Genomic DNA, 24,382 nt, shown 5'->3' on the forward strand with positions numbered 1-24,382 from the left:
CAGACTTCTACGAGGCGTCGCGGTTGTGCAAGCTCAAGGCGATCCTTGCCGCTGCCGACATGCGGACCAACCCAATCCCGGCTCGAAAAACAATCGCTGCCGGAAACGAAAGGGCCATGGCCTCGAACACCGAACGATTCAACGCCAGCAGCAAAACCATCGCGATCAGAGCCAGTCCGACCAACACGATGACCCACCCAAGAAACTCTCTAAAACCAATCCACATTTTCGATTCCTGATTCAGAAACGGATTCAACTGAACTGCCAACCACATCAGCCATCTTTCGACTTCAATTTCGCCCGGCGTCTCTCGAAGCCTGATATGTCTCGCCAAAATTCCTTGGCGACCAGACTCCGGCAGTGCACATCAGCCTGCGCCGGTTTCATTCTCCACCGGACGAGCATACCAATCGCAGATCGACACACGAACCAGGCGAAGAACAGCATCAGCGTGATAAAAATCAAACGCGCCTCTCGCGGTCGAATCCGAAACTGACGCAGCGGATGTCTCTCGAGCGGAAACCACTCCAGAAACAAAGCGGCCAGCAGCAAAGCCAATGGAATTGCCCACCAGCGACCTCCCAGCAAAGACGGAAACTCAAACCGAATGCCGCTCTGTGGCTTCTTCCCGATCTTCGCATCCGGATAGAAAGCGTTTCGGAAACGATGCGATTCCAAAAACCGTAGACTTGCCGCAGCAAACAGCATCAACGTCAACGCCTTGACAACATCGTCAGGACGGAAGCTCCGCAATCCGGAATAGGTTCGAGCCGTGAAGTAAGTCAGAAAGACAAGAATGCCGATCGTCATCCAGATCAACCAGGCTCGTTTAGACCAGACGCCACCAATGAACAGCACGCTCAGCATCAGCATTGGGTACAGGCCAAAGTCGCCGGATCGCATCGCGAATAGCCCTAGCAAACCGGCCAGCAAAGCCAGCACCGTACTCGATTCCGCAGGCGGCAATCGCAAGCGAAACTTCGGCGAACTTCCCGCGCCACCGGTTAACATTTTCGCCATCAACGAGCCCTCAACACGCGACGTCGTCCACTGGCCGATTGCAGCACGCCGACTTCCATCGCAACGAGCTTCATCAATTCCGGATTGTCGATTCTGGAAAACGCAACGCCAAGCTGACTGACTCGATCACGAAATCGACTGTCGCGGTTTCGCATGTCTTCTGTTTTGGCTTCGCTGAGAATCTCTGCCGCCAGCGGATCATGGATTCTGGCTTGAACCGGCGGAACCATGGGAGCAACAAAGATGACTCGATGCCCCGCAGCCACCACGGTCCGCAACGTGTTGACGAACAAGTCTTCGCACTCAAAATCGAAAGGTTCCGGAGCCACCACGACGAAAAGTTCGTTGTCTTTCGCTTGCGTGTTGGCCTGCAGCAGCGTTTGCGTCAGCTTCGTCGTCATCTCGCGGCTTTCCCGCTGCCAGCTGCCCGGATCCGACCAGGGAGGATTCACCGTCACGTTGGTTGCACTGGCCACGACCGAGAATTTGTCGACGTATTTCAGGCATGCAGTGCGTATCAGGTCATCGTCAACCTGCATCCGAGTTGACGTTCCGGGAGCCCATTTCAGCAGATGTTCCAAAACGACCGCCAACGAGCGACGGCTGCGATCCGCTCGACTGGCACCAAGCCGAAACAGGTTGCGACGGACCGGACCATAGTTGAAGAACTCGTCGAACAGTTCCGGGAAACGTCGCGACCCGTTTTCGTAAACCAGCTTGATCAAGTCGTCGATCTTCATGTGATCCAGCGGCGGATTTGGATTCGAGGCCGCCAAAAGATACTGCAGAATCCTGGTCAGTTGACGCTCACCGCCGCCATGTTTGATTCGCTCAACGGAATCCGACCGAAGTAGAATCGCCGCGACCGGATCGCGATCGGCCAGCAACAATTTCGCGATCGCGGCACAGGACATGATCGCCCGATCGGCTGCCGACGGTCTGGGACGGCCCTGAAACTGATACACGGCAAGGTCGACCAAAATCGTGGCTCGAATCGGAACCTCGTTTTCGTATTCGCAAGTCATGACTTTGCCCAGCCGAGCCGTTGGCTTCCAGGCGATCGTCCGCGGCGGATCACCGATGCGATAATCGCGGATGCCGAGCAGTTCCGAGCTCAGCCCGGAGCTCATGTTGCGATGGTGACCGATGTGTCGTTGCAAGTTGTTGTGCTTCAAAACCGAAACGGTGGTCTGCGGCCGAATCAAGTAAGGAAGCACGGTCGGTTCCTGAGCGATCGGCACAAAATGCTCGGTACGGAAGAAGCCCCAGTAATCAGAAACTTCGATGCAGATTCCCGGAAAGGCAACTTTCCCGCAGAGCGCCGTCGTGGCGGTGTAGGCGAGTTCAAACTGCGAGCCGATTCCGGAATCGATGACCGAATACGGCAGTCCGTTGGTGACCTGAAACGTGTCGGGAAGCATGTCGTGCACCAGAAATCGATAGCCCCGCGAAGCCATTGGCAGCGTTCCGGAAACGCGAACTTTGACGTCGCGATCTGCCACCATCGTGACGCGCGAATCGGACTGGCCGTCGATCGTTCGGGTGCAACCTTGCAGGACTGGATTGGCAAGCTTGAAACGCTGAAACGATAGCCACTCAATCCAGATCCAGAACAGAATCGCCAGCGAAATCAGCGAAAGCGGTTCGTGTCGCCCCAGCATTCCGACCAACAGCCCAGTGGCAGCGGCTCCAAGAATCAGACTGGTTCGAATCGTTAACATTGTGTTCCGGGTAGTGCTTGGGTCAGTTCGTTTGAGAGGCGTGAAGTTCGCCAATTCAGTCTTCGCGAATGGCCACGTTTTGAATCACTTCGTCGACAACTTCGGCCACCGAGCGACCGGAAAGTTCTGCTTCAGGACGCAGGATCACGCGGTGCTGCAACACCGAATGCGAAATTGCCTGAACGTCTTCGTGCGAAAAGAAATCTTTCCCGTTGAGCAACGCCCGTGCCCGCGCCGCTCGCAGCAAATAAATCCCCGCCCGCGGACTCGCTCCCAGCAAAACGTCTCGATGTTGACGCGTTTCGCGAATCAAATCGACCACGTACTCTTTCATCTCGCGTTTGCCAAACACCGTCGGCACCGCATTTTGAAGTCGTTGAATCAGCCCGGCATCGCAAATTTGCGGCGGCGTTTCGGGAGGAGCTTCTTGCATCTCCAACAAATCGATTTCACTGCCTCGATCCGGATAGCCGACTTTGACGCGAAACAGAAAACGATCCAACTGCGCTTCCGGCAAACGATAGACGCCTTCCTGCTCGACCGGATTCTGCGTCGCAAGCACAATGAAGGGCTGAGGCAGCGGCAGGGTCTCGCCTTCGATTGTGACTTGATTTTCCTGCATCGCTTCGAGCAACGCCGATTGCGTTCGCGCGGGGGCTCGGTTGAGTTCATCCGCCAGCAACAGCTGACAGAAAATCGGTCCGGTCTGCAGCACGAATTTCGATTGCGCCTGATCGAGAATTCGCGTACCGGTAACGTCCGACGGCAGCAGGTCAGGAGTGAATTGAATTCGTTTGAAGTCCAGCCCCATCGCAGTCGCCAGCGTTCGGCAAAGCGTCGTTTTCGCGGTTCCGGGGACGCCTTCGAGCAGCACGTGGCCGCGGGCGATCGTCGCGATCAGGACTTGTTCGATCACCTCGTCCAAATCGATCAGGGTTCGACCCAAACTGGAGATGGCGTTGTCGCGAAGCTGTTTGGCTTCCTCTGCCGTAGATTGGAGATTGATTGTGTTGCTCACTCAGTCCTCTTTTTTCGCATTTGCAAAATACTCTCGCCATCGCTCAACTTCGTTCTTCAGTTTTGCAAGTTTGTTGCGAGTCCAAAAGCTGGTCGGTTTCGATTTGTAGAGAATGCTCATCCTGGTCATCGATTCAAAAACGCTCTTCGATTCACGATCCTTGCCCGAAACCATTTCCGTTGGAAAACTGGGCCAGTCGTTGAATCGCCTGCCGGCCTGATGGACGCAAAATTTGTCCAGCAGAAAATGCGCCGCCTGTTGTCGTTCGTGAAACTGAATTTTCTTGATGTCGTTCTGTTCGTTGCGTGATCGTTTAAAGGCAACGACACTGGCCGTTTTGTTTTGCAGTTTCCTCTGACACACGAACGCGACCACCAGCGCAAGGCAGGCAATTCCAAACATCAAAAAGATGTAAAAACGGTTCATTGCCGATTCGGGAACTCGATCCAGGCTGTCGTGTATGAAATCGTTGATCATGTTTTCGTCTTCGACAACGGTGGCGACCGAGTTAGCGAATTCGAGCATGGCTGCGGGCGGCAGTTCCTGCAACGCGTCCATGACTTCACGCTGGGAGGGTGGCGGAACGTCGACGATGACGTCGGCCGGATCAAGCGACGTTGATTCTTCTCCGTCAACAAGAATCAACAATTTGGTTCGCTTGCCATCCTTGAGCCACTTGATCGTCTGGTCCGCAAAGCGAGCGTTGTCGCCGTAGACGATCATCTGGTTGGTGAAAATCGACTGGTCCGCCAACGCAACGAATCGGCCACTGTTTCGGTTTTGGTTTGCGGCAGCGAAGGCGTAAGTTTGACGGCGGTTTCGATAAATGGGCAACCAGGCAATGGTTTCCTGACGACCTGCCATCAGGTAGCCTGGCTGATTAGTAACGATCTCGTCGACGCCGGAAACGATGGGATGGTTTTGAATGTCGCGAACGATGGGGCAGTCCTGCATCTCGCCGAAAGCATCGGCTGGCCGAGTCCGGTAGCCTTGCAATTTGCCGAATCGCACGCCCGAGAAGGTGGCTTCGCTGAAGGGCCGCGTGCTGTCGCTGGCAACCATCGCGGAGCCACCGTTGTTGACGTGCTTGATGACGTTGAGCGGCAAGCCCCGAAGACGTCCGATGACGATCAGCAAAACGTCAGCGGAATCGGAGGATTGAAATTCGCGAAGCGTGATTCGTTGCAGGTCATTGCCTTCAGCGATCATATTGAAGCCGTGAAAGCCACGACTCCATTGCGATTCAGAAATCCGTTGCTGGTTGAGGCCAAACTGCGCGTTGGCGGTTGCCGGAGATAAAACGCAGGCGAACAGAAAGACAATCGCAAGTTTTAAACGCAGAGTTTGCAGGACCGGCTGTAGTCTTGCAATTGTCAGCGACAAGGCGCTAGCCGTCGGTTCGATTGCCCTTCGAGACCGGCGGCTAGCGCCTTGCCGCTCAACGGAGCGTGCAGTTGCAGTATTAGAATTTAGCCGGAAACCCACCAATCTCCACAAACCCAACCGCGGCCTTTCGCCGATCGCTGCACCAAACTTTGACAACACTATCCCTCCAGTGACACGGCCGGATCTGCGGCGGGTGGCTTCGGGACGATGGGAAGTTTTACATTCGGTCGAATGTCAAGCTTCGACAGCGCCTCCAGAGTCTCGCGGTATCGCTGTTGATCCGTGTCGGGAATCTGAATGTCACGACGCATGTAACGTGCTCGAACGTAGTCACGAAAGAGATCATCCACCTGACCTTGAAGCTCGGGAGAACTGGAATGCAAAATCCGCCGAGCCAGTTTCGCGTTCCACCAACTGGACTTGATGCCGAACTTGGCCAACAAAAACATATCCACGGTTTCAACCAGATCTTTCGGAGAACGCATCGTCGTGTTGCGAACGCGCCGAATCACTTCACGAGTTTTTCTTTTCGTATTCACGCCATCGCCAACGAAAGACTGCGTTGCCAGATAGACGACAAACAGCACGACACCAACGATCGCGAAAAACGTGAACACATGCGTTGGATCGACTCCCGAAAGATCAGGAATCAGGTCTCCCACATCACCCGTTTCAAATCGCGGCGGCTTGAAGTTTGAAGACTGGGAACTCGACCCGTTGGAGCCCAGGGAATCCGAGTTGCGATTAGCCTGATTGACAATGCTGTTCGCGATCGAGTCATCGTTCTGCCTGTCGTCGCCCGCGTTTTGACCATTACGACTGGCTTGATCGCGAGAACCTCGCCGCTGTGAATCGGAGGCCTGTTCTTCACTTTCCGACTCACGGTTTTGAAATCGCTCGATTAGGCTCCCCAGCATTCCGCTGACGCCTTCGGAAACTCCGTCCTCGTCCTGCGCAGCAAGCGTTCGGTCAACGGCTTTGACCAGCAAACGGTCGAAGCGGCTTCCAACTCGCTCGTTCGACTGAGTTCCATTGGTCGCCTTGCCGGAAGAGTCACCTTCTGCGGATCCCTTCTTGCCGTTAAACGCGTTGGAGATCAATTCCTGAGCCCGGCCGAGCATGTTCTTGCGGGGCGTGGCATCGGAGTCAGAGTTCCGCCCGTTGTTGCCTGGCTGACCGTTTTGATCTGAGTCAGCATTGCCAGTTCGATTCTCTGCGAGATTTTCGATCAGCTTTTCCCACTCGAGATCGGAGTCCGGTGACGAGCCGCGAGCTCGACGCTGGCTGCCAGGGCCGCCTTGGTTAACCTTCTGCTTCTTCAGTCCATCTAGTTGTTTCAGCAGCTGATCGAGTTGAGCTTCATCGCCAGAAGTCGCCTTCTCCCTATTTTGTTGGCCCGAGCGATTTGATTCGTCCTCGCCATTCCGTTTGCTGCTGCGGTTGGATTTGGGCCGACCGTTCGGGTCCAGGCCTTGCCTTTCTGGACCCTCTTCTCCCGCCGCCGTTTCTGGCTGACCAAACGGAGACTCAGGCGCGACTTCCGGAGGTTGACTTTCAGCTTTCTTTCGTGATGCATTTGAGGGCGCTGACTCGCCGTCGCGGTCTCCCTCATCACCACGAGCATCCTCCTTGGCCGCTCGCGTCCCTTGCTCATTGCCCTCGCGATCGCCATCGCCTTCACCGTCGCTTTGAGGCAACTCGGCAGAATCAGGACTGCGTCTCGCTGGATTGGCCCCAAGAGTTCCCGCATCGACTTCTGCCGCAGGACGAACCTTTCCTGTTTCAGATTTCTCGCTTTCTCCTTGCCGTCCTCCACCGGCTTGTCGTTCGAATTGCTCACGAGCCTTTCGCAACAACTCACCGATTTCATCATCGCGATCGCCAGCCCGCGTCGCATCAGGATCCGTCCGCCGGTTGCCGAACTTGCGAAACTGCTTGGTCAATTCGTTCTGCATCTCGGGCGGCAAACCGAATTCCTGCAACAGCTTCTGAGACGACGCCGCATCGACACCGTTCTTGCGGAGATACTTTTCGGCGAACTCCCAGGCTTTGTCCTGCTGCTCTGGCGAGAGCTTGGAAAGAAAGTCACGGCCAGCTTTTTCGATGTCCTTCAATCGCTGCGGATCGATCGGAGCCCGTTGCTTTTGCGGATGCAGCCAGGACAGGGCATCGTAAAGCTCCGCTGGCGTCGCGACCAGCTTGCGATCGAACTCGCGAAAGCTGTCTTGCGCGATGGCAGGGCGGGTTGCGAGAACAGTCAACGCTGTCAGCAAAACGCCCAGGCAGATTTTCTTCCAGATGCCGCTTTTCATGATGTTCACTTTACCCGTGAAGCGTCGTGAATACCAACCACGGAAACTGTCAGGTTGCGTTTTGTGGCGTTTTTAACCAGGACACGTGGCAAAGGTGGGATAGGCCTCTGGTCTGTCATTGCATTGAAATTGCTGCGAAGAAGTTTGTGCGTTGCCTTCGGTGCCGAACTGTTTCGTACTTCCCCAGCGCGATCACAGGCTGGAAGCCTATGCCACCTGAGCCCTCACCGCATCAAAACTTCTTGCGAATTTCCATCCGCCCACCGTTGATGTCTTCGTCGTCGCGAAGAAAACCGACCATCGCGTCGGCACGGAAGATCACACTGTTGGTCAGCGGCAACTGATAGCGAACGCCGACTCCATATTGATCGCCACGAGCGTTTCGATTCGCATCGTCACCCATCACACCCAGCATCGCCATCTCGACGATCAACTGTTGAGCAAACTCGTCGGCGAGCAAGTTCAATCCCATCGCCATGCCAAAGGTATCGTTGGCTGTCGCATCGAGCGTTGGATAGCCCGTCAGGTTATCGGACTCAAACAGGATCCCGGTGTTCCGAAGAATACCACCCGCCGCGGCATTGCGACCAACCGATTGAGGATTGTCGAAACCGGCAAACATGTTCAGGTAAGGAACCACTGTCGACGGGTGTCCTGTGATCAAACTGTTTTCCGACAGCAACAGCACACCATCGGCTGAATCCGTCGTACCGTTTTGCTGACCCGCATTTACGATCACACGCGTCGAATTCGAAAGGAACCGGCCGTAGCGACGCGTGTAGCCGATGCCGATGTTGTGGTAGCTACGATCCTGAAAAGTACGGTCGTCAAGAAACGCATAGTCGATCTCAAAGTGCCCATTGAGAGCATCCAGAAACGTGGCGATGCCCATCACACGAGCCGCGCTGTCGTCGCCGACGAAGGCTGGACTGTCGAGTTTGTCGTAGCCCGCGAAGAACGTGATGTCCATGTTGGAAATGTCAAAGCGAGGGCTGTTGCGAGCCGGAATCGTGACAGCAAATCCGAGGATTTCGTCCTCCATCCAGATTCCATTCTGAAACACCAGCGGCATGATACCCATGGCGAACGGCAAATCGAAAGGCAGCGTTTCGCCCATCGCTCCGCCAGCAATCGCGCCGAGGTCGCCTTCGAAGTAGGCGAAGTTAATGTTCGCGTTGGCTTCCGATTCGAACTCGTCATCATCGAAAATATAACGCGTGTTGTTTCCGCCTCGCGTCAGCGGCGAAGTGAAGGCCACGAAACGCTCGGTCGATGTGAACTTAAAATGGTGAAACATGTTCAGCTGGCTCGCAACCAGCGAACTGGACTCGCCGCCGTTGTTGTTTGACGCAAACGCAGACCGGGCGTCGCCGAAAATCAAATACTGCGGATTGACGTTGTTGTGAAACCCGAGAATTGAGGAGCCCTCGCTGATCGGCCCCAGCTGATACCACGGCCGCCCCAACTCCAACAATGGGCGCTGATTCGCGTAAAGTTGCTTGCCTTCGTAGACGTTCATCTGCCCGTACGGATCGTAGGGGATTTCGGGCATCGTTGGTGTTGGCGAGAAGTTTCCGTGCGCGTCTTCAATGAATACCGAGCAATCGTCGGTCAGCGGCGTGTCGTCTTTGTAGCGGTCTCCTTTTTTCGGTGCACCGGCCAGTTTCCAACGGTTCGAAGCCGAAAGAACGACGGGCTGTTTGGTCGGAGGATCATCTTCGTCGTCATCGTCATGATCATGGTCATCTTCGTCACCGCTGGCGGATTTGCTCTTGGACTTGGCCGCGCCGAACTTCTTGAACTTCGGCTTGTCGTTCTCAGTCGGCAATGCAGCGATTCGGAGCTCAGACTCGGGCTCCGGGGTCGCGAAAACGCCAGCATTCTCAGGGCTCGAGCTGGTTTCTGATTCGAATCCATTTTCGAAATTGCTCCAGTCCTCAAGCACTGACTCCTGGCTTGTAGGCACAACCGATTCGCTTTCCCAGGAAGTCACCTTGGTGGGGATCGCCGCTGCCCATGTTTCGGTTTCGACTTCCGTCAGCGTTGCGACAACCTTCTCTGCTCTCGCGATTTCGGACGCCGCAGATTCGGTTGCGACCACCTGTGCAACCTCTTTCGATTCATGCAACGTTTGCGACGAAGCGATCTGACTGGCTTGCGGAAAGCCCTCGGCCTCCGTCGAGGCGTACGAACCGGGAATCTGAATTTCCTCTTCGGCATCGAAGGTCAGATCGGCCTCCGCTTCAACGACTGAATTCGTCGGTAGCGAGGGCGAGTCAAACGCTGCGATGACTTGCGGTTCGCTCCAATCCTGAACGTCGTCCGCTGCGACGCTCCATCCGACCGCTTGCTGTTCCGGTCGATCTGCCTCGCGGCTAAAGCGCAACGCGACCATCGTCACCAGCAAACAGGCTGCGACAAACAGATAGTATCGAGTTGTCTGGCTCTTGTTGTTCAACGTACTTCGAAAACAACTGTTTGCTCGTGAAAGTCAGCGATCCACTCGTTCATCATTCGAATCATCTCGGGAGTCGCATTGCAAAATCGCATGAAGTAGATCGGTTCAGCGCGGCTACGCAGCCGAACGCTCAGCGTGTAAGTTCCTGGCTGGGTCATCAAGCGGCTGGGCACGGAGTACTTGATATTTCGCGATCCCAGTGGTGGCAAAGAGTGGCCTTCCATGCGAATCCCGACAGGATGATTGAGCACGGTAACCGGCTGCGGAGCCGGGCGAATGAACGGCAATTGGTCAAGCTCAAACGGGACCGGCAAGTACATTTCGCGTTCCGTCCCTTTGACATTCGTCACCAGAAATTTGGTTTGCAGATTCATCAGCTGTGTATCGAAAGGCGCTTTGCGTGCAAGCACATCAAGCGAATGGTTGTCGCAAAGGTCGCCATTGGAATCGAGGTAGCCGGTCTCCCAAAGTCGCTGCCCAGACGGCCCGGTCAGCACTGCATTCATCCAGATCTGCGGTTGGGCTCCGAGCGATCCACTGGGCATGTTGTGGCCCGGATTGATATTCGTCAGGCAATAGCGAAAGCTCAGCGGCTCTCCCGTTCGCGGCGTATCAGCAAAGAACGGCCCGTCCAGCTTCGAACCGTTTTCCAACAGTTGAACGCGTAGGTCTTTTTTGTAATCCAGCTTCTCAAGGTTCGCGTCCACGATCTCCCGAGCGTCCATCCGCGTGTCCGCATCGTTCCAAGGCTCAGGGAAATGAACGTTTCCAAACTCAGCCATCTGTTTTTCAAACGCCTCGGTTCCCCAACCGGCGCGCCAGTCAAACGCCAGCCATTCATTAAACGACCAGCGATCTGCCTTGACGTTTTGCGGAAAGATTCCAGGGTGAGCAATCGAGTAGCCCGGTCCATAGAACATGTGATTCGAATGTTTGCGTTCCGGATTGACGACTTTGCCATCAACCACCGCGGCGGGCCCGTAAGTGTAGCCGCTGTCGACGCCCGGGATCGCGCCCATGTGGCACTGCTGACAGGTGATGCCTTCGCGGTACGCCGGCGATGCACGGTACTGATCCCAAACGACTTCCAGTTTGATCCCCGGCTCGACGGCAACCTGATGACAGGAAACGCAGTAGGTCGACTTGGAGAGTTCTTCAAACTGAATCGAACGCCGGTGAATCAGTTGCCCGGGCTTTTTTGAACTCGGGTCCGTTTTGGTTTTGAAATAGTCCGCGTACTTCTCAGCCACCTGATGCACGCCCTTGCCGTCGCTGCCTCCGACGATCGGATCTTCCGCACCGCCAGGAATCATGTGGCGCTCGCCGTTGGTTTTGCCGTAGGGCGTTTTGACTCGATGACAGGCAACACAAGTTACACCTTCGCGAAAGACACGTGGTCCGTCCCAGATCGCCTGGTCACGTCGCAAACCCATCGTCGTGGCAACGGGAGCGTGGCATCGCATGCAGAAGTATCCAATCGTTCCGGATGCAAGTTTGTTGATTCGATTTTCAAAGACGTGGAACATCGGCGAGACCGCGGCATAAGCGTGGCTCGACGACGCCCATTCGTCAAAGATCTGCTCATGGCATTTTGCGCACTCGACGGCCGACGGAAACGCGGTTCGCGAGAAAGCTTCGAGGTGCGGATCGACGTCGAGCGCCTCGAGCTGCTCTTTGGCACCTGCTTTGAGCGAGTCCCGATGGTTGGCCGTTGCTTTGGCGTGTGGGTTGTAATTTGCAAAGTCCGTAGACTCAAACGAAGCCGGATGGACGTGTGGGTCAGCAGTCGGCGATGTGTTTTGCGAAGCCGGTGGAGTCCAGGTTTGAGTTCCGAGCGGCATGTCCGAAGTCGCAGCATAGCCAGGAAACGTATGGCTTTCGTTAGACGAGTTCGTGGGGCCGTTTTGAGATGGCGAGTCCACTGAGAAAGTTGCTGGCGCCGAATGTTTTTTCATCTCTGCGTAGGCGGGAAGCTGAGCCATCGCATCAGTCGCCGGGCAGCCAGGTTTTTCTTCTTCCTTGAGGCCGGGGATCTCAGCAACGCAAATCGAAGGCAAATTCTGCAGCGTCGCGACATCGTCCGGTGTGAGCGAATCGAGCTGGGCATCCGGGTTGGGCAGTCCTGATGCGGAGGTGGCGTAAAACGGATCGTGATTCGTGGAATTTTGAACCGGCGCAGCGACAATGAGCGTATCGTCAGGTATGTTTGCCGTAACCGCTTCGCCGGACGGCGCGTTGAGTTTGTAAAACGCAACACACGCGAACGCGATAAACGCGAACCAGGCGTAAACTTTGAAATGTTTGGAGCTTCCAGTGCTCATGGCAGAACAGTCGCCGTAACCGTAAAATTTTACCTGATCGTTATCGGCTTCATGAGCTTCCGGCATTAGCCTTTTCCTAACCGGAATCTTTTAACAAGATCTGATAGCAGTTTTCTCTCCGCCGCCAAAGCAACATGCCGCCTCAGCTCCTGATCCAGATTCTCTTGCTTGCAGTTTTGGGGGCGTTGACCGGTTCGCTGATCAACTGGGCGATTTACCGATGGGCAATCACGCGTTATTTGCCAGTCAGCCCGTTTATGAAACGGGTGCCGGACCAATTGCGTGAACAGCATCCGGACTATGTCGCGGAGAACCGACTGGATGAAGTACAGCCGCGAGCGGCGTTGGATTTCGTTCCGATCGTCGGCTGGTTCCGGCTTCGTCGCGATGCCAGCGTTTTTGGAAAAGCCTGCTGGCTTCGTCCACTGCTAATCGAACTAACCTGGATGATTGGCCTACCGCTGTTTTTCCTTTGGCAGCACAACGGCGGACTGATCGGATTCGACCCGGCGGTTGGTTTGACCCCGGCTGATGCAGACCAATTTGCTTCGCTGGCCAACGGGTGGTTTTGGTTGCATTCGATTTTGATCGCGCTGATGTTCATCGCAACCTTCATTGATTTCGACGAACAGATGATTCCTGACCAGGTAACAGTTCCGGGAACGCTTGTCGCCTTGATCGCCTCCGCGATTTTCATAAACGTTCGCTTGCCACTGACGGTACCAACGCCAGCAGCATTGCGCTCACTCAGCAGCATTGACTTTGCTTCGCCGGATGTGCCCGGAGCGTGGGTCACCAGCACGACCGGCCTGTTAGCCTGTGTGGCGATATTCGTGATCTGGGTTTTGGCTTTGCTTCCAAAGATCTATCCGCCGCGTGAGTTCGGTTTGGGGCATTGGGGCTCGCTGAAGATCATGCTGGCCTCCACCTTTCGGCCGAGACGTAAAAACGAGTGTGAGCTTCGTGTCAGACCGCGGACCACGTCGTTGATGACCCGGATTTATCTGCTGATGCTGTTCGTTGGCGTGATCCTGCTTCCGATCGCCTGGTTTTCCTGGCTGGGGATGGCCGCAAAAATCAGCCTGGTTTCTTCTTTTATTGGCTTGGGAGTCGCTGGTGGTCTGATTTGGGGCATCCGCATCGTCGGTGGCGTGGCGCTTGGTCAGGAAGCAATGGGTTTTGGCGACGTGACGCTTATGTGCATGATCGGAGCGTTTCTTGGCTGGCAGGCGTCGATGGCGGGGTTCGTGTATTCGATCTTCTTTGCGGTGGTGCTGGCGATAATTTTGTTCGTGATGACCAAGAAGAGCTATCTGGCGTTTGGCCCGTATTTGTGCATGGGCTCGTTACTCGCAATGTTCCGCTGGCCATCGGTCTGGAGCGATTTTGAGCACATTTTCTGGATGGGGCCGTGGCTGCTGGCGGCGTTCGGTGGCTCTTTGGTGCTGATGGCGATTCTGCTGCCCTTGGTTCGGTGGCTGAAGGAGAGCCTGCTGGGGGTGGACCTGAATGCGGACGAAACGGCCTAGGATTTTCGCATTCGGACGCCAAAGTCTGGATAATCCCTGCCTTTGTTCGCTTGCCAAAGCCCGGCTGGGAGGTCACGTCGCCATTTTTACTGAGTCGCCCAAGCCCCGACAATCTCCCCGATCAGCCAAAAACACCCGCTTTTTCGGTTGCCTCTTGCCCGCGATTTTGCATAATACGCAGTCCGAATCGAATTTAGCCGCAGAATGGAAGGTCCTCTGACGATCTTCCCACTTTGGCCTCGATGCCTCTGCCGTTTGAAACTGAATTTAAACCCTGCTTTTTGAGTCGATCCCTTGGCATTCCAAAAACGAAGAAACACACGTCGCAAACCGAAACTCAAGACGAAAACAGTTCGCAAGGATCCTCTTTTCGTGGACGGCGAACGCCCGCGTCCGACTTACGTGGACTACAAAGACGTTGAGCTGTTGAAAAAGCTGACGAATCGCCACGGAAAAATTGTCGGCCGTCGTAAGACTGGCTGCACCGCAATCAGCCAACATGCCGTTACCGCGTCGATCAAGCGAGCTCGCTTCATGGCGTTGATGCCATACAAAGGCGACTGATACGATCCGCCACCACGATCAGTGGTGATGATGCAATTGCATTGGATACATTTAAAAAGCCTGCCGAAATCGGCAGGCTTTTTTCGTTGTGCGACTGGGACTAAAAATCCCAATCTCAATCTTTCAGTAAGCCCTCAAACCGGGCTTACGCGTGTTGTTCGATCAGTGCCTGGAGTTGATCCTTGGGCAGTGCTCCTGTCTTTCGCTCAACCACTTCACCGGCTTTGAAGACCAGAATGGTTGGCACGACGGAAATCCCGTACTTCATCGCCAAATCCATATCGTTGCCAACATTGACCTTACCGACGGTAGCGGTATCGCCAAGCTCATCAGACAGTTCATCAATCAGCGGCGCCAGTGCACGGCACGGTGGGCAGCCATCAGAATAGAAATCAACCAAGGCAACCTTCGCGGAATTGATAACTTCCGCCTCAAAGTTTTCGCCACTAAATTCTGCAGCCATCGTTTCCTCAAAAATTAAATCTACTGGTTTGCGTCCGCTCACCCATTGGGGCGTCGCTTGTTTTTGACGCATTGCGAGCTTCGATCCTACCTTACACCAGGGAATTTTCGAGAGGGCAGGGGCCCGAGCGACGCGTTTTACCGGCTATATCTGACTTACGCTCGCAACAGACACCTACGATTTTGGCGTTTGCCCGAAACCTTCACGGACGACCTGACCAATGGGCGAATCAGCGAACCAGAGGCCATGGATCCGCGTCTAATCGAACTTCTTTTTGCGAAACATCATCGCCACCATCGCGACCTGAACCGCCGCCAGAGCCAAAAAGAAGATTCCGATGCCCAGCCAACTGGAATACTCCGTCGTCGCCAGATCGGGTTTTCGCAGACTCCATATGCAGAATCCGCCGACCAGCAGCGAAACCGCGATGGAGATCGCAAGTTTTCCAAGAAGTAATGAACGCCACATGTTGGCAACCGATTGAGTACGAGAAAGTCCTTCAATTGTAACTGGTCCGGCACAAAGCGTTTAACGTAACAGAGTCGTGTCGAATCCTTCATGAAACGTAGCTTGCAGGACCTCAGTGAACAACTCGGTTTGCTGCGACACCGCGCGTCGATACTGCAGCGGATTGGGCATCTCCCGATAAAGACCGTTCTCGAACGCAATCGCGGCTTTCCCCACCGTCCACTGCGAGTCCTCCAACTCCAAACCATTCACGAAGATGGCAGTTGCCTTCCGCAAGTCCGCTTCGACACCAGCGACGTTTGGCAGCTGGATGCCAACAAAGCTGCCTGTCAGCTCACACTGCACACCACGGTCACTCGAATCGATGCTCGCGACACCAGAGAAATGAGCGTCTGCACCAAGCTTGGTCTCCAATTCCGGAAACCAGTAACTGGCCAGCCAGCAGGGCACTTTTCCTTTGTTGGTAGTATCGAAAGCCACACTGAATGTACCGGTGTCTGGGTTCTTCGCCATCCGCAACACGCCGCGATCTTCGGCTTGCCCGCTCTCTTCGCTGTCCAGAGGAGCCTCGATGGTGACGACCCGTCCGTCGCGACCGTTGTGCCACGTGACGTACAACCGATTCATGTGAAAGCTGTCGTACTCGAACTCGGACTCGCGACGGGAAATGACTTCGATATCCCGAAACTCAATTTCCCAGGGCTTCAGATCCGACTGGGATTTGACCAACCGCTCGGCAGCCTCCTCGAGGAAGTGACTGAGTCCTTCCCGTTTTACCTGGATTGGGTTTCGAAATTCGACGCGATTGATGTTCCCCAGTGTGACCTTGGCGCTCATGAAAGTTTCGACGATTGGCTGGCCATCGTTTCCAAACAGCTTCACATCATGAAACCATATTTCGCCAGGTCGCGGCGTCTCGACGATTCCGATCGAGGTCTCGACGCCAAGTTCGGCCTGTAACAATTTCGCCCACTGATCGGGCGTGCGCTGATGGGTCGCAAAATAGACGGTGGTGAATGTTGGAAGCGCGCAGAACAACAGAAACAGCAATCGGCAGATCGTTCGTTTCTGGTTGTCGCTCAAGTCATTCTTCATACTGACTTCCGTGTCAGAATAGCGCGGCGCATCGCCGCGCGGCCTTTTATCGTACGATTGTCCGCTGGTGGCTCAAAGCCGGGTTCTGGGTTTGCTAGCGTGACGACGATTGCTTATGTTCAAAAAGCACTGGTTTCTGTTCGGTTTGATGGTGATGCTGAGCGTCGGCATGGGGTTTGCGCCTGCGCTGGAGCCGCTTTCAAAGATCTCGGCCCTCAAATGGGGCATCGTGGCGACGACAATGTTTCTGATGGTCTGGAAGTTTTCTTTCGGTGACATCACTGATGTGTTGCGCCGCCCCCAGGCAGCTTTGCTCGCCGCGGCCATCAATACGATTCTGATGCCGCTCGCGATCTGGCCGTTCAGCAATCTGGTCGGCCCCGAAATCGGCGCCGGAATGATTGTGGCTTTTGCGGCGCCTTGCACGCTGGTTTCGGCCGCAGTGTGGACTCGCCGAGCCGGCGGAGACGATCGCGTCGCGATTCTGGTGACCTTGATCACCAACTTGCTGTGTTTTGTCTCATCGCCGTTTTGGGTCTGGTTGCAGGTCGGCGGACAGAGTGACACGGCGGTCAGTTTCAGCGACACGGTGGTCAAGCTGCTGATGTTTGTCGTCACTCCAATCGCGATCGCTCAACTGGTTCGAATGCATTCACGATCAGCGAAATGGGCTTCTGAGAACAAAAAGCAGCTGGGCATCGCGTCCCAGTTCGGGCTGCTGTCGATCGTTTTTCTGGGCTCGATTCCGTCAGGCATTCGGTTGCGTGAAAGCGACAGCAACTTTCCGCTTGCCGAGCTGGCGATTGGCATCGCGTGCTTGCTGCTGGTCCACGTCATTGTCCTGTATGTCGGACGCCATATCGCCAAAGTCTGCGGTATGAGCCGCGAGGAACAGATCGCAGTTGCGTTCTCCGGTAGCCAAAAAACGCTTATGATCGGGCTTTCAATCGCAGTTGGGTTACAGATCTCGATTCTGCCACTGCTCGCATTTCACTCACTTCAACTGGTAATCGACACGGTAATCGCTGATCGCATGGTCGCGACAAAATCCGGCGTGAATTCCGAACAAGCCGCGAGTGGCACGCATCAGGCGACCGGCCGCTAACTGAGCGAACCATCTCACGTTGGCGAATCGACACCGCTATTCCTGGGAGCTGTTATTGCTTCGGCGCAATTCAACGTTATCTCTGACCGCGTCCGGGTTGCTCTGCGTTGTGAACTTGAGCCCCATGATGCCAACAATGATCAGCATGACAAAGAACAGTCGCGAAAAACTGGCGGGTTCGCCAAACAATGCGATCCCAAAAGCAACCGTGCCCACCGTTCCGATTCCAACCCACACTCCGTAGGCCGTCCCCACAGGCAGCGTTCGAAGTGCGATGCCTAGCAGCGTCATGCTGATGACCATCGCCGCAATGGTCCAAATCGAGGCGATCGGTTTTGTGAAACCGTCTGAGTACTTCAGGCCAATCGCCCATCCAATTTCAAACAGGCCCGCTACGATCAATATCAACCATGCCATGACGGTGTTTCCATTTTGGATCAGGGCCGTCCCTGGATGAGAATAGAGCGGTGAGGTCGTCCTCACTTCTGGTGATTGTTTGCCAGCGAGTGCCGACTAGCTTGAGTCCACAAACGGCCGGCCTTTCAATGAACCCAACAGGACGAATTCATACTCTTCGAAATCGACTACTTTTGATTCGACTCAAGGTAGTGCACCAGATCCAGAATCTCTTCCTTGCTGAAATTGTCCAGCAAGGCTTTTGGCATGATCGATTTTTTCGATTCGGCCATTTCTTCAACTTCGTCCTTCAGAATCTTCGTCGTTTCGGAAACCGAACCGCTCTCAAGAAGCTCGATGCTTTCGTCGTCCTGGCTGACGATCAATCCGCTACGAGTTTGCCCGTCATCGGTCGCGACGATGAACATTTTGTATTGCGGATCAATGTGGCTGGACGGATCAAAGACCTGCTTCAACGCTGCACCACGTTCGAACTCCCATCGCTTGTAAAGCTCGTCGAGCGCAGGACCAACGTTGGCTCCGGCCCCGCCGAATTCGCCAAGCCGATGACACTGAGCGCAAGTCGCCTCTGTGAAAATTCGTTTGCCGGCTTCGATTGAATGCTCGCTCAGATCCATCTCCAGTTCGGCTTTGAAGTCATCAATCGTCCAGTTCTTGACCAGCTGACGAGTGTTGCCGATCGGATCTTCGGGCTTGATTGGGTTCTTTTCCCATGCCGCCAAATCATCGACCACGACCATCACACCGTACATGCGCGACCAGTGCTGCGGGAAAGTGCAAACGAAAGGGTAGGCCCCCGGTTTTGTCGGTACGGTGAAAGTCAGCCGTTCCTGTTGGTGAGCCTGAACCATGTCGGTGGCGAACAGCACGTCATTCGTTTTCGGAACGTACTGCTTGCCGTCTTTGCCACCGGTCGGTCCGGCCCTGAGTCCATCAGCCGCAACCTGTTTCAGTTTTCCCGGCTGGCAAACCAGCAAGTTGTGAGGCATCAGGTCTTCATTTTGCAAAACGATTTGAATCGGACGGCCGGCCTGAGCTGCGAAGTAAGGCACGTCATAACGCATCTCTTCCTTCACGGTTTTGATGCGAACAACACGAACGGAAACTTTGCTCATCCGGTCGCGGAAAGCGGCAGCCGAATCGTCATCCATCGTGGCCAAGAGCTCGTCAACCAACTCCATCGCCAGGAGCGCTTTCTCACCAGTTCGTTTCGCGGCCGGCATGGCTTCGGCTCGTTTGAGCAATCTTTCCACCAGCTTCGTCGCCTGCTGTGCATTCGCAGACTCCATCGGCAACGCCAGCAACGTTTTGATCGCGGCGTCGCGGAGTTTGCCATCCTTGACTTTCGACGCAACCAGCGACCATGTTTCGGCTTGATCGGTAGAAAAATGCTTCATCGCCGAAAGGGCGGCTTGGCGAATTGCGATGTCGTCGGCGCTGCCGATTTTCGAGACAACTTGCTCACGAAATCCGTTTCGAGTGTCGCGATCGCGAATCATGCCGATCGAGTTCAACCAGTGAATCGTGTGGTCAGCATCGATTTGGCTGGTCGAAATCGCTTTGTCCGAAAGACCTGCTGTGGCGAGTGCCGCGAAGCTGGCCGTGGCCAGAACCGTATTGCCGGAGGAGGTCGATTCGACCAGTTGATCGGCAGCAGCTTTGAGCTTTTCCGCGTCCAGCCGCAACAACATATTGGCCAACTCGCGAGAGCTTTCCTTTTCGGAATCCGAGCTCGATTTCATCGCATCGAGGGCGGCAATCAGTTCCGTTGCCGAGTCCGATTCATTCAGCTTCACCAAAGCCGCAAGCGATTCCTTGCGATACTGACGATCCATACCATCTCGAGTCAAAATCGCTGACCAGACGGGCGCGTATTTTTTGTCGTCGGTCTTGCGGCTGACCATCAACAGTCGCTCGTTGTCGAGACGCTTAAGCTGATAGGCGACGACGCGAGCAGGTTTGTCCAGAAAGATCTTCGGGCGATCCGGATTGTCGTCTTCCTGAGTCGTCGTGGCTCCGGTGCTGACGAGGGATGCTTCGGCGAGCAGTTGATCGATCTTCATGAAAGGATGATCGCCAATGCTCGACCAGCGGACCCGGCCAGCGGCATCGACAAGGATCGTGCCATGCAATGGTTTGTTGGTGGCTTTGTCGAAGGCACCTGTTTGGCGAAACAGATTCAGTTCGTGATCCGAACAGAGATTCTCAAGCGCAAACGTTCCGCCCAGATCTGCAAGCTGCTGAGTCAACGTTTCCGAATCGTCTGTGCTGACGCCGATAACTTCGACGCCGATATCGCGAAACGAACTCGAACGGTTCCCAAAAGCCTGCAGTTGTTCGGCGCAGTGCAGACAGCCTTTGCCGAGATGCAGAACCATCACGTAGGGCCGTCCGGAAAACTGATCGCTGGAAATTATTTTTCGGTTTGCGCCTGCGAGATTCCACGAGGGCAGGGCAGCGGGGGACGCCGAAACCGTGTGAGAATGGTTGTGATTATTGTTGGCGTGAAGCGAACTGCAAGCCGCGATCGCAACGATGAGTGAAAGAGCAAACTTCATGGTTTTGTGATTTGATCTTTGAGGTTGAGATGTGTTTAGCTGACAGTCGCGGGACAAAAACGTGGTTGCGGCGTCCAGTCGCAGCAGATACCAAAAAAGCTGCGGCTGGAAACCACAACCACGCCATGACTCTACTGCTCCAGAACTCGCATCGTTTCGTCGAGCGTGTATTCGAGATAGTAATCCATCTCGTGATTCAACACTTCAAGAGCGACTTCGATTGCGTCGTCGCCGGGCTCCAAAAAGCTCAGCGCCCGCACTGACTCCAGTCGCACGCGAGGATGCTCATCGCCGATCATGTTCTTCAAACGCTCTAGCGGTTTCTCGATCTGGTCAAGCCAGAACGACAGCACGCGAACACCTGCGGCACGAGCCCGATGGTCTTTCGAGGACAGGACTTTATCAAGCAAGTCCTCATTGATGCGGTTGTGCATTTGGTGAACCCAAAGAGCTTCCAATTGACGGTGCTCAAACTCCGGATCGGTCGCATCGAGCCCTTTCACCCAATCTGCGACCGCAGCGATGACTTCATCGGAATCGCGTTGGGCAAGTTCACGTTTGGCACGGTTCCGTGTGCGGTCTTCGTAAACTTTCAACAACTCCAGCAGCGCCGGAATCGGCTCACCCGCGATCTTCGCAGGCTTCACCAACGGACGATCCGGGTAGGTGACCCGCCAGATACGTCCGTGACTGTGATCGCGGCTTGGGTCACGAAGGTTGTGCTGCAGGTGACCGATCAAAGCGTTGTGCCAATCCACGATGTACAGCGAACCGTCCGGGGCAAACTCAACGTCGACCGGTCGAAAGTTTCCGTCGGTGCAGGACACGATCGCCGGAGCTTCGGTGCCCCAGAACCCGGATTCTTTCTCTTCGATTTTATGATTCAGCACCGTTCGCTCGCCGATGCAATTCGTCACCAGCCAGTTGCCTTGCACGTCGTCGGGAAAATGACTGCTGGAAACGATCTCGCAACCCGCCAACGGACGGATGCGTTTCTTGTACAGCGTCTTGAAGCGATAACCTTTCGGTTTGCCGACTTCTTTCTGAACTCGACGATCGTGAGAACCGCCGGGATGTTTTAAGGGGTACTCGATGTGCCCGCTAATAGGCGCCGCCCAATAGCTCAAACCGCCGGAAGCGTCACCGATAAAATCCTGCCCCCAGCGATCAAAGATGTGTCCCCATGGATTCGAAAATGTAAACGAAGTATGCACGCCGAATTTTTCAGTCCGCGTGTCGTACTTCCAGATCCCGGCTTCACCAAGTCGCGACAAACCGTACGGGCTTTCGACTTGCGAGAACTTGAACGTGCCCTCTTGAAAGTACAGTGTGCCACCGGGTCCCCATTGGAACGCAGCGATTCCATGATGCGAGTCCGCCGAATCGAAACCGACCAAACGTCGCTCGCTGTGATCGGCTTTGTCATCCCCGTCGGTGTCTTTCATGAACAGCACGTCTGGCTGTTGAGCGATGTAGGCTCCGCCGTCGCCGATTTCGAAACCAGTTGGTTGATGCAAACCGTCGGCGAACACTTTGCAGTTGTCCGCTTTGCCGTCGGCGTCGTTGTCTTCGAGGATCAGAATTTTGTCATCGAGTTTCGATTTCGGTTTCCAATGCGGGTAGCTGGCCATCGTCGCCACCCACAGGCGTCCTTTGTTGTCAAAGTTGATCGCCACCGGATTGGCGAGTTCCGGAAACTGTTCTTCGGAAGCCACCAGATTGATCTCATAGCCGGGAGCAAGCTCGAATTTTTCCAGCTGCTCTTCAGCCGTCAAATATTTCAGCGTTCCAAGCTTGCCGCGTTTTGCGTTTGGATCATCAGGAATACCAACGTTCGTCGTCGGCTCGTAGAAAGGTAGGGTGTTGTCGTCAGAAACGGGGCCCTTAAATCGTTCGCCGCGAGCCAAAGCCCAAATGCGCTCGTCGCGATTTGCCGTCATTTGATCAAGGATCGCACGTTCGCGTTCCATCACCATCCGATTGTTGAATTTTCCGGAACCGTCCTGCCCGGCGCCACCGCGGATACCGTAGATTGAGAACCCGTTGACCGCGCGATAGCGATGCCACCAGTGAAAATTTTTGTCGTCGACAACGGATTTGATCGAATCGTCAAAACTGACTTTCGCGTTCGATTCTCCAAACAGAGCCGTCATCAAAATCGGGGCGAAGGCTGTGTAGCCGGCGTCGTTCAGGTGAGCTCCATTGAGCGTCAATTGTGCATCGGTCTTCTCAAACAAAGCTTTCGTTGGATTGAAAACGTCCGCAAAACCAACATCGTGCTGACCGCAAATCGACTTCAACGCGTCAACATAAAGCTCGATGTTTTTGTTCTGTTCCGTCCCGTCGGGCAAGTTTGGATTGCCCGTGTTTTCGAACGCGATCGGCGATACGAAAACGATTCGCGGCGCTTCGTCTTTCGATTCGTCGTAGCGTTTGGCTTTGGTTTCTTCGATCAGCTTGCCGATGTCGGAAACAAACGACTCGACTCCATCCTTGCCGTCGAAGGATTCGTTGAAGCCAAAGAAGTACAAAATGACGTTGGCGTTGCTGAGATGATCATCCGGCGAACCGAAATTCAGCGAACGAATTCGCTCTTGAGGTTCGTCGCCAGGAAAGCACAGGTTGCGAACAGCCAGGTTCATTTCGGGAAACTGACTGTGCAGTGCCGTCTCCCACCAGTTGTGATGCTGCATCCGCTCGCCCAGAGCGTTGCCGACCAGGCAGATGTGGTCTCCTTTTTTAAGCTGCAGGACACCTGAACTTTCACCCTGCTCAACATTCTTTTTGCTTCGGTCGCGTTTCGGTCGCGGCTGTCCCCATTTCACCGCAGGCTGAATCGGTTTTTCAGGATCCATGATCGGCGTGTCCCAACCCGCCATGTCCTGCGGCTTGACGTCCAAACGATAGCCGAGATTGCTGAACGTCGTCGGATGGTAAGGACCGACCAGGCTCATTTCCGCGTCGGCCGTAATTTTGTCTTCCAGCCCAACTGCCCAGATAGCACCGTTGACGATCATGCGACGAAAGTCATCATCAAGGATGTCTTCGGAGCAACCTGAAGTCGTGGTGAAGACGCGGCCTTCGGTGCCGGATTTGCTTTTGTAAGTCCGAGTCCAAACTCCGGGGCAAGGCTTCTTGCCTTCGGCGGGCTCGGCATCTTTCTCCATCGACTCCAGCGGTTGAGCATGAGTCAGCACAACGCTGTCGGGCATCGGATCGGCCCAATAGCCACCGGCCTGTCCCCACGGATCGGTGACGCCACGCATGATCGGATGGTCTTTGGCAGAATCCAAAATGATGTGCCGCGTCGACATCTTGTGGTTCTTGCCGTAGTGACTGACCCACGTTTCGCCAAGGATCTGACGGCCGAAACCTTTTTCGAATTCCTTGCCTTCGTAGTTGGTGTCGAAGCGAGCGAACTTTTTGTCTTTCGGGATCTGGAACGCGTGCGTTGACGTTCGCAGTCCAACGACGGGGCCGCCGCGATCAAGGTAGTCGACGAAGTGCTGCATCTGGTCGTCCGGAAAATCCTGGAAACGTAGGAAGACGAAAGCCAAGTCCGCCGTTTTGAGTGCTTCCAGCCCCGGCATATTGTTGTTGCCGGGCTCGATGTAGCCTTCCGAATCCAGGTTGAACAGAACGGTGCACTTAAACCCAAAGTGCTTCGCCATCAGCCGCGCGATCGCCGGGCAGGTCTCCTCACTGCGATACTCGTGGTCGCCAGCGAGGAAGACGATGTGCTTTCCAGCTCCGATGCCCGTGGATTCCGCATCGTGGTAGACCAGCGGCTGATAGGCTTCGCTCGCGTCCTGAGCGTACGCAAAACTTGCCAGCACAAGCCAGGCAAATGGGAGCACCGTTCGTAGTACCGGCTTTAGCCGGAATGAGTTCAATGTCCGCCTGAACGCGGTACTACAAACATTCGAAACAGGCATTGTCATACGTCT

17 protein-coding genes are annotated in these 24,382 nt (G+C 54.9%); 3 read left to right on the top strand and 14 right to left on the bottom strand.

Going from position 1 to position 24,382, the window contains the following annotated elements; genetic code table 11:
- Positions 1-7 precede the first annotated feature (7 nt).
- From MFFC18_RS20245 to MFFC18_RS20280, 8 genes are all read right to left on the bottom strand, one after another.
- Positions 8-226, bottom strand: a complete 219-nt coding sequence (locus MFFC18_RS20245) for a hypothetical protein (RefSeq protein ID WP_148619004.1) — start codon at positions 224-226, stop codon at positions 8-10.
- 47 nt (positions 227-273) lie between these two features.
- The gene (locus tag MFFC18_RS20250; RefSeq protein WP_075084059.1) at positions 274-1,020 is read right to left on the bottom strand and encodes a hypothetical protein; all 747 of its coding nucleotides are present in this window, start codon (positions 1,018-1,020) and stop codon (positions 274-276) included.
- Positions 1,020-2,741, bottom strand: a complete 1,722-nt coding sequence (locus MFFC18_RS20255; RefSeq protein ID WP_075084058.1) for a DUF58 domain-containing protein — start codon at positions 2,739-2,741, stop codon at positions 1,020-1,022. Before MFFC18_RS20255 ends, MFFC18_RS20250 begins: the two co-directional genes overlap by 1 nt.
- Positions 2,742-2,796: 55 nt before the next feature.
- Complete coding sequence (locus MFFC18_RS20260) at positions 2,797-3,759, bottom strand: AAA family ATPase (protein ID WP_075084057.1); 963 nt, start codon at positions 3,757-3,759, stop codon at positions 2,797-2,799.
- Positions 3,760-5,142, bottom strand: a complete 1,383-nt coding sequence (locus MFFC18_RS20265; RefSeq protein ID WP_075084056.1) for a DUF4350 domain-containing protein — start codon at positions 5,140-5,142, stop codon at positions 3,760-3,762. It lies immediately after the preceding gene.
- A gap of 161 nt (positions 5,143-5,303) precedes the next feature.
- On the bottom strand, positions 5,304-7,457 hold the full coding sequence (locus tag MFFC18_RS20270; protein ID WP_075084055.1) for a hypothetical protein: 2,154 nt from the start codon (positions 7,455-7,457) through the stop codon (positions 5,304-5,306).
- Between the two features lie 232 nt (positions 7,458-7,689).
- Positions 7,690-9,915, bottom strand: coding sequence for a hypothetical protein (locus MFFC18_RS20275; RefSeq protein ID WP_075084054.1), 2,226 nt, complete (start codon positions 9,913-9,915; stop codon positions 7,690-7,692).
- The gene (locus tag MFFC18_RS20280; protein ID WP_075084053.1) at positions 9,912-12,302 is read right to left on the bottom strand and encodes a multiheme c-type cytochrome; all 2,391 of its coding nucleotides are present in this window, start codon (positions 12,300-12,302) and stop codon (positions 9,912-9,914) included. The genes MFFC18_RS20275 and MFFC18_RS20280 overlap by 4 nt, the downstream gene beginning before the upstream one ends.
- A 68-nt stretch (positions 12,303-12,370) precedes the next feature.
- On the opposite strand from MFFC18_RS20280, the gene MFFC18_RS20285 reads away from it, so the two are divergent.
- Both MFFC18_RS20285 and rpsR read left to right on the top strand, forming a co-directional pair.
- Positions 12,371-13,765, top strand: coding sequence for a prepilin peptidase (locus MFFC18_RS20285; RefSeq protein WP_075084052.1), 1,395 nt, complete (start codon positions 12,371-12,373; stop codon positions 13,763-13,765).
- A 294-nt stretch (positions 13,766-14,059) separates the two neighbouring features.
- A complete protein-coding gene (gene rpsR / locus MFFC18_RS25345; protein ID WP_075084051.1) occupies positions 14,060-14,329 on the top strand; it encodes a 30S ribosomal protein S18 in 270 nt (89 codons plus the stop codon).
- 145 nt (positions 14,330-14,474) lie between these two features.
- Here rpsR and trxA read toward each other — a convergent pair whose 3' ends face one another.
- From trxA to MFFC18_RS20305, 3 genes are all read right to left on the bottom strand, one after another.
- On the bottom strand, positions 14,475-14,792 hold the full coding sequence (gene trxA / locus MFFC18_RS20295) for a thioredoxin (RefSeq protein ID WP_075084154.1): 318 nt from the start codon (positions 14,790-14,792) through the stop codon (positions 14,475-14,477).
- A 258-nt stretch (positions 14,793-15,050) separates the two neighbouring features.
- On the bottom strand, positions 15,051-15,260 hold the full coding sequence (locus MFFC18_RS20300; protein WP_075084050.1) for a hypothetical protein: 210 nt from the start codon (positions 15,258-15,260) through the stop codon (positions 15,051-15,053).
- 60 nt (positions 15,261-15,320) lie between these two features.
- On the bottom strand, positions 15,321-16,355 hold the full coding sequence (locus MFFC18_RS20305) for a hypothetical protein (protein ID WP_075084049.1): 1,035 nt from the start codon (positions 16,353-16,355) through the stop codon (positions 15,321-15,323).
- Positions 16,356-16,470: 115 nt separating this feature from the next.
- Here MFFC18_RS20305 and MFFC18_RS20310 point away from each other — a divergent pair, with 115 nt between their 5' ends.
- Complete coding sequence (locus MFFC18_RS20310; RefSeq protein ID WP_075084048.1) at positions 16,471-17,460, top strand: bile acid:sodium symporter family protein; 990 nt, start codon at positions 16,471-16,473, stop codon at positions 17,458-17,460.
- 36 nt (positions 17,461-17,496) lie between these two features.
- Here the strand turns inward: MFFC18_RS20310 and MFFC18_RS20315 are convergent, their stop codons facing one another.
- The 3 genes from MFFC18_RS20315 to MFFC18_RS20325 form a co-directional block, all read right to left on the bottom strand.
- Positions 17,497-17,877, bottom strand: a complete 381-nt coding sequence (locus MFFC18_RS20315) for a DMT family transporter (RefSeq protein WP_084417025.1) — start codon at positions 17,875-17,877, stop codon at positions 17,497-17,499.
- Between the two features lie 167 nt (positions 17,878-18,044).
- Entirely contained in the window at positions 18,045-20,435 is a 2,391-nt protein-coding gene (locus MFFC18_RS20320; RefSeq protein ID WP_075084047.1) for a redoxin domain-containing protein, read from the bottom strand.
- A gap of 131 nt (positions 20,436-20,566) precedes the next feature.
- Complete coding sequence (locus tag MFFC18_RS20325; RefSeq protein WP_075084046.1) at positions 20,567-24,292, bottom strand: PVC-type heme-binding CxxCH protein; 3,726 nt, start codon at positions 24,290-24,292, stop codon at positions 20,567-20,569.
- Positions 24,293-24,382 lie beyond the last annotated feature (90 nt).

The organism is Mariniblastus fucicola (assembly GCF_008087665.1).
GTDB classification, from domain to species: domain Bacteria; phylum Planctomycetota; class Planctomycetia; order Pirellulales; family Pirellulaceae; genus Mariniblastus; species Mariniblastus fucicola.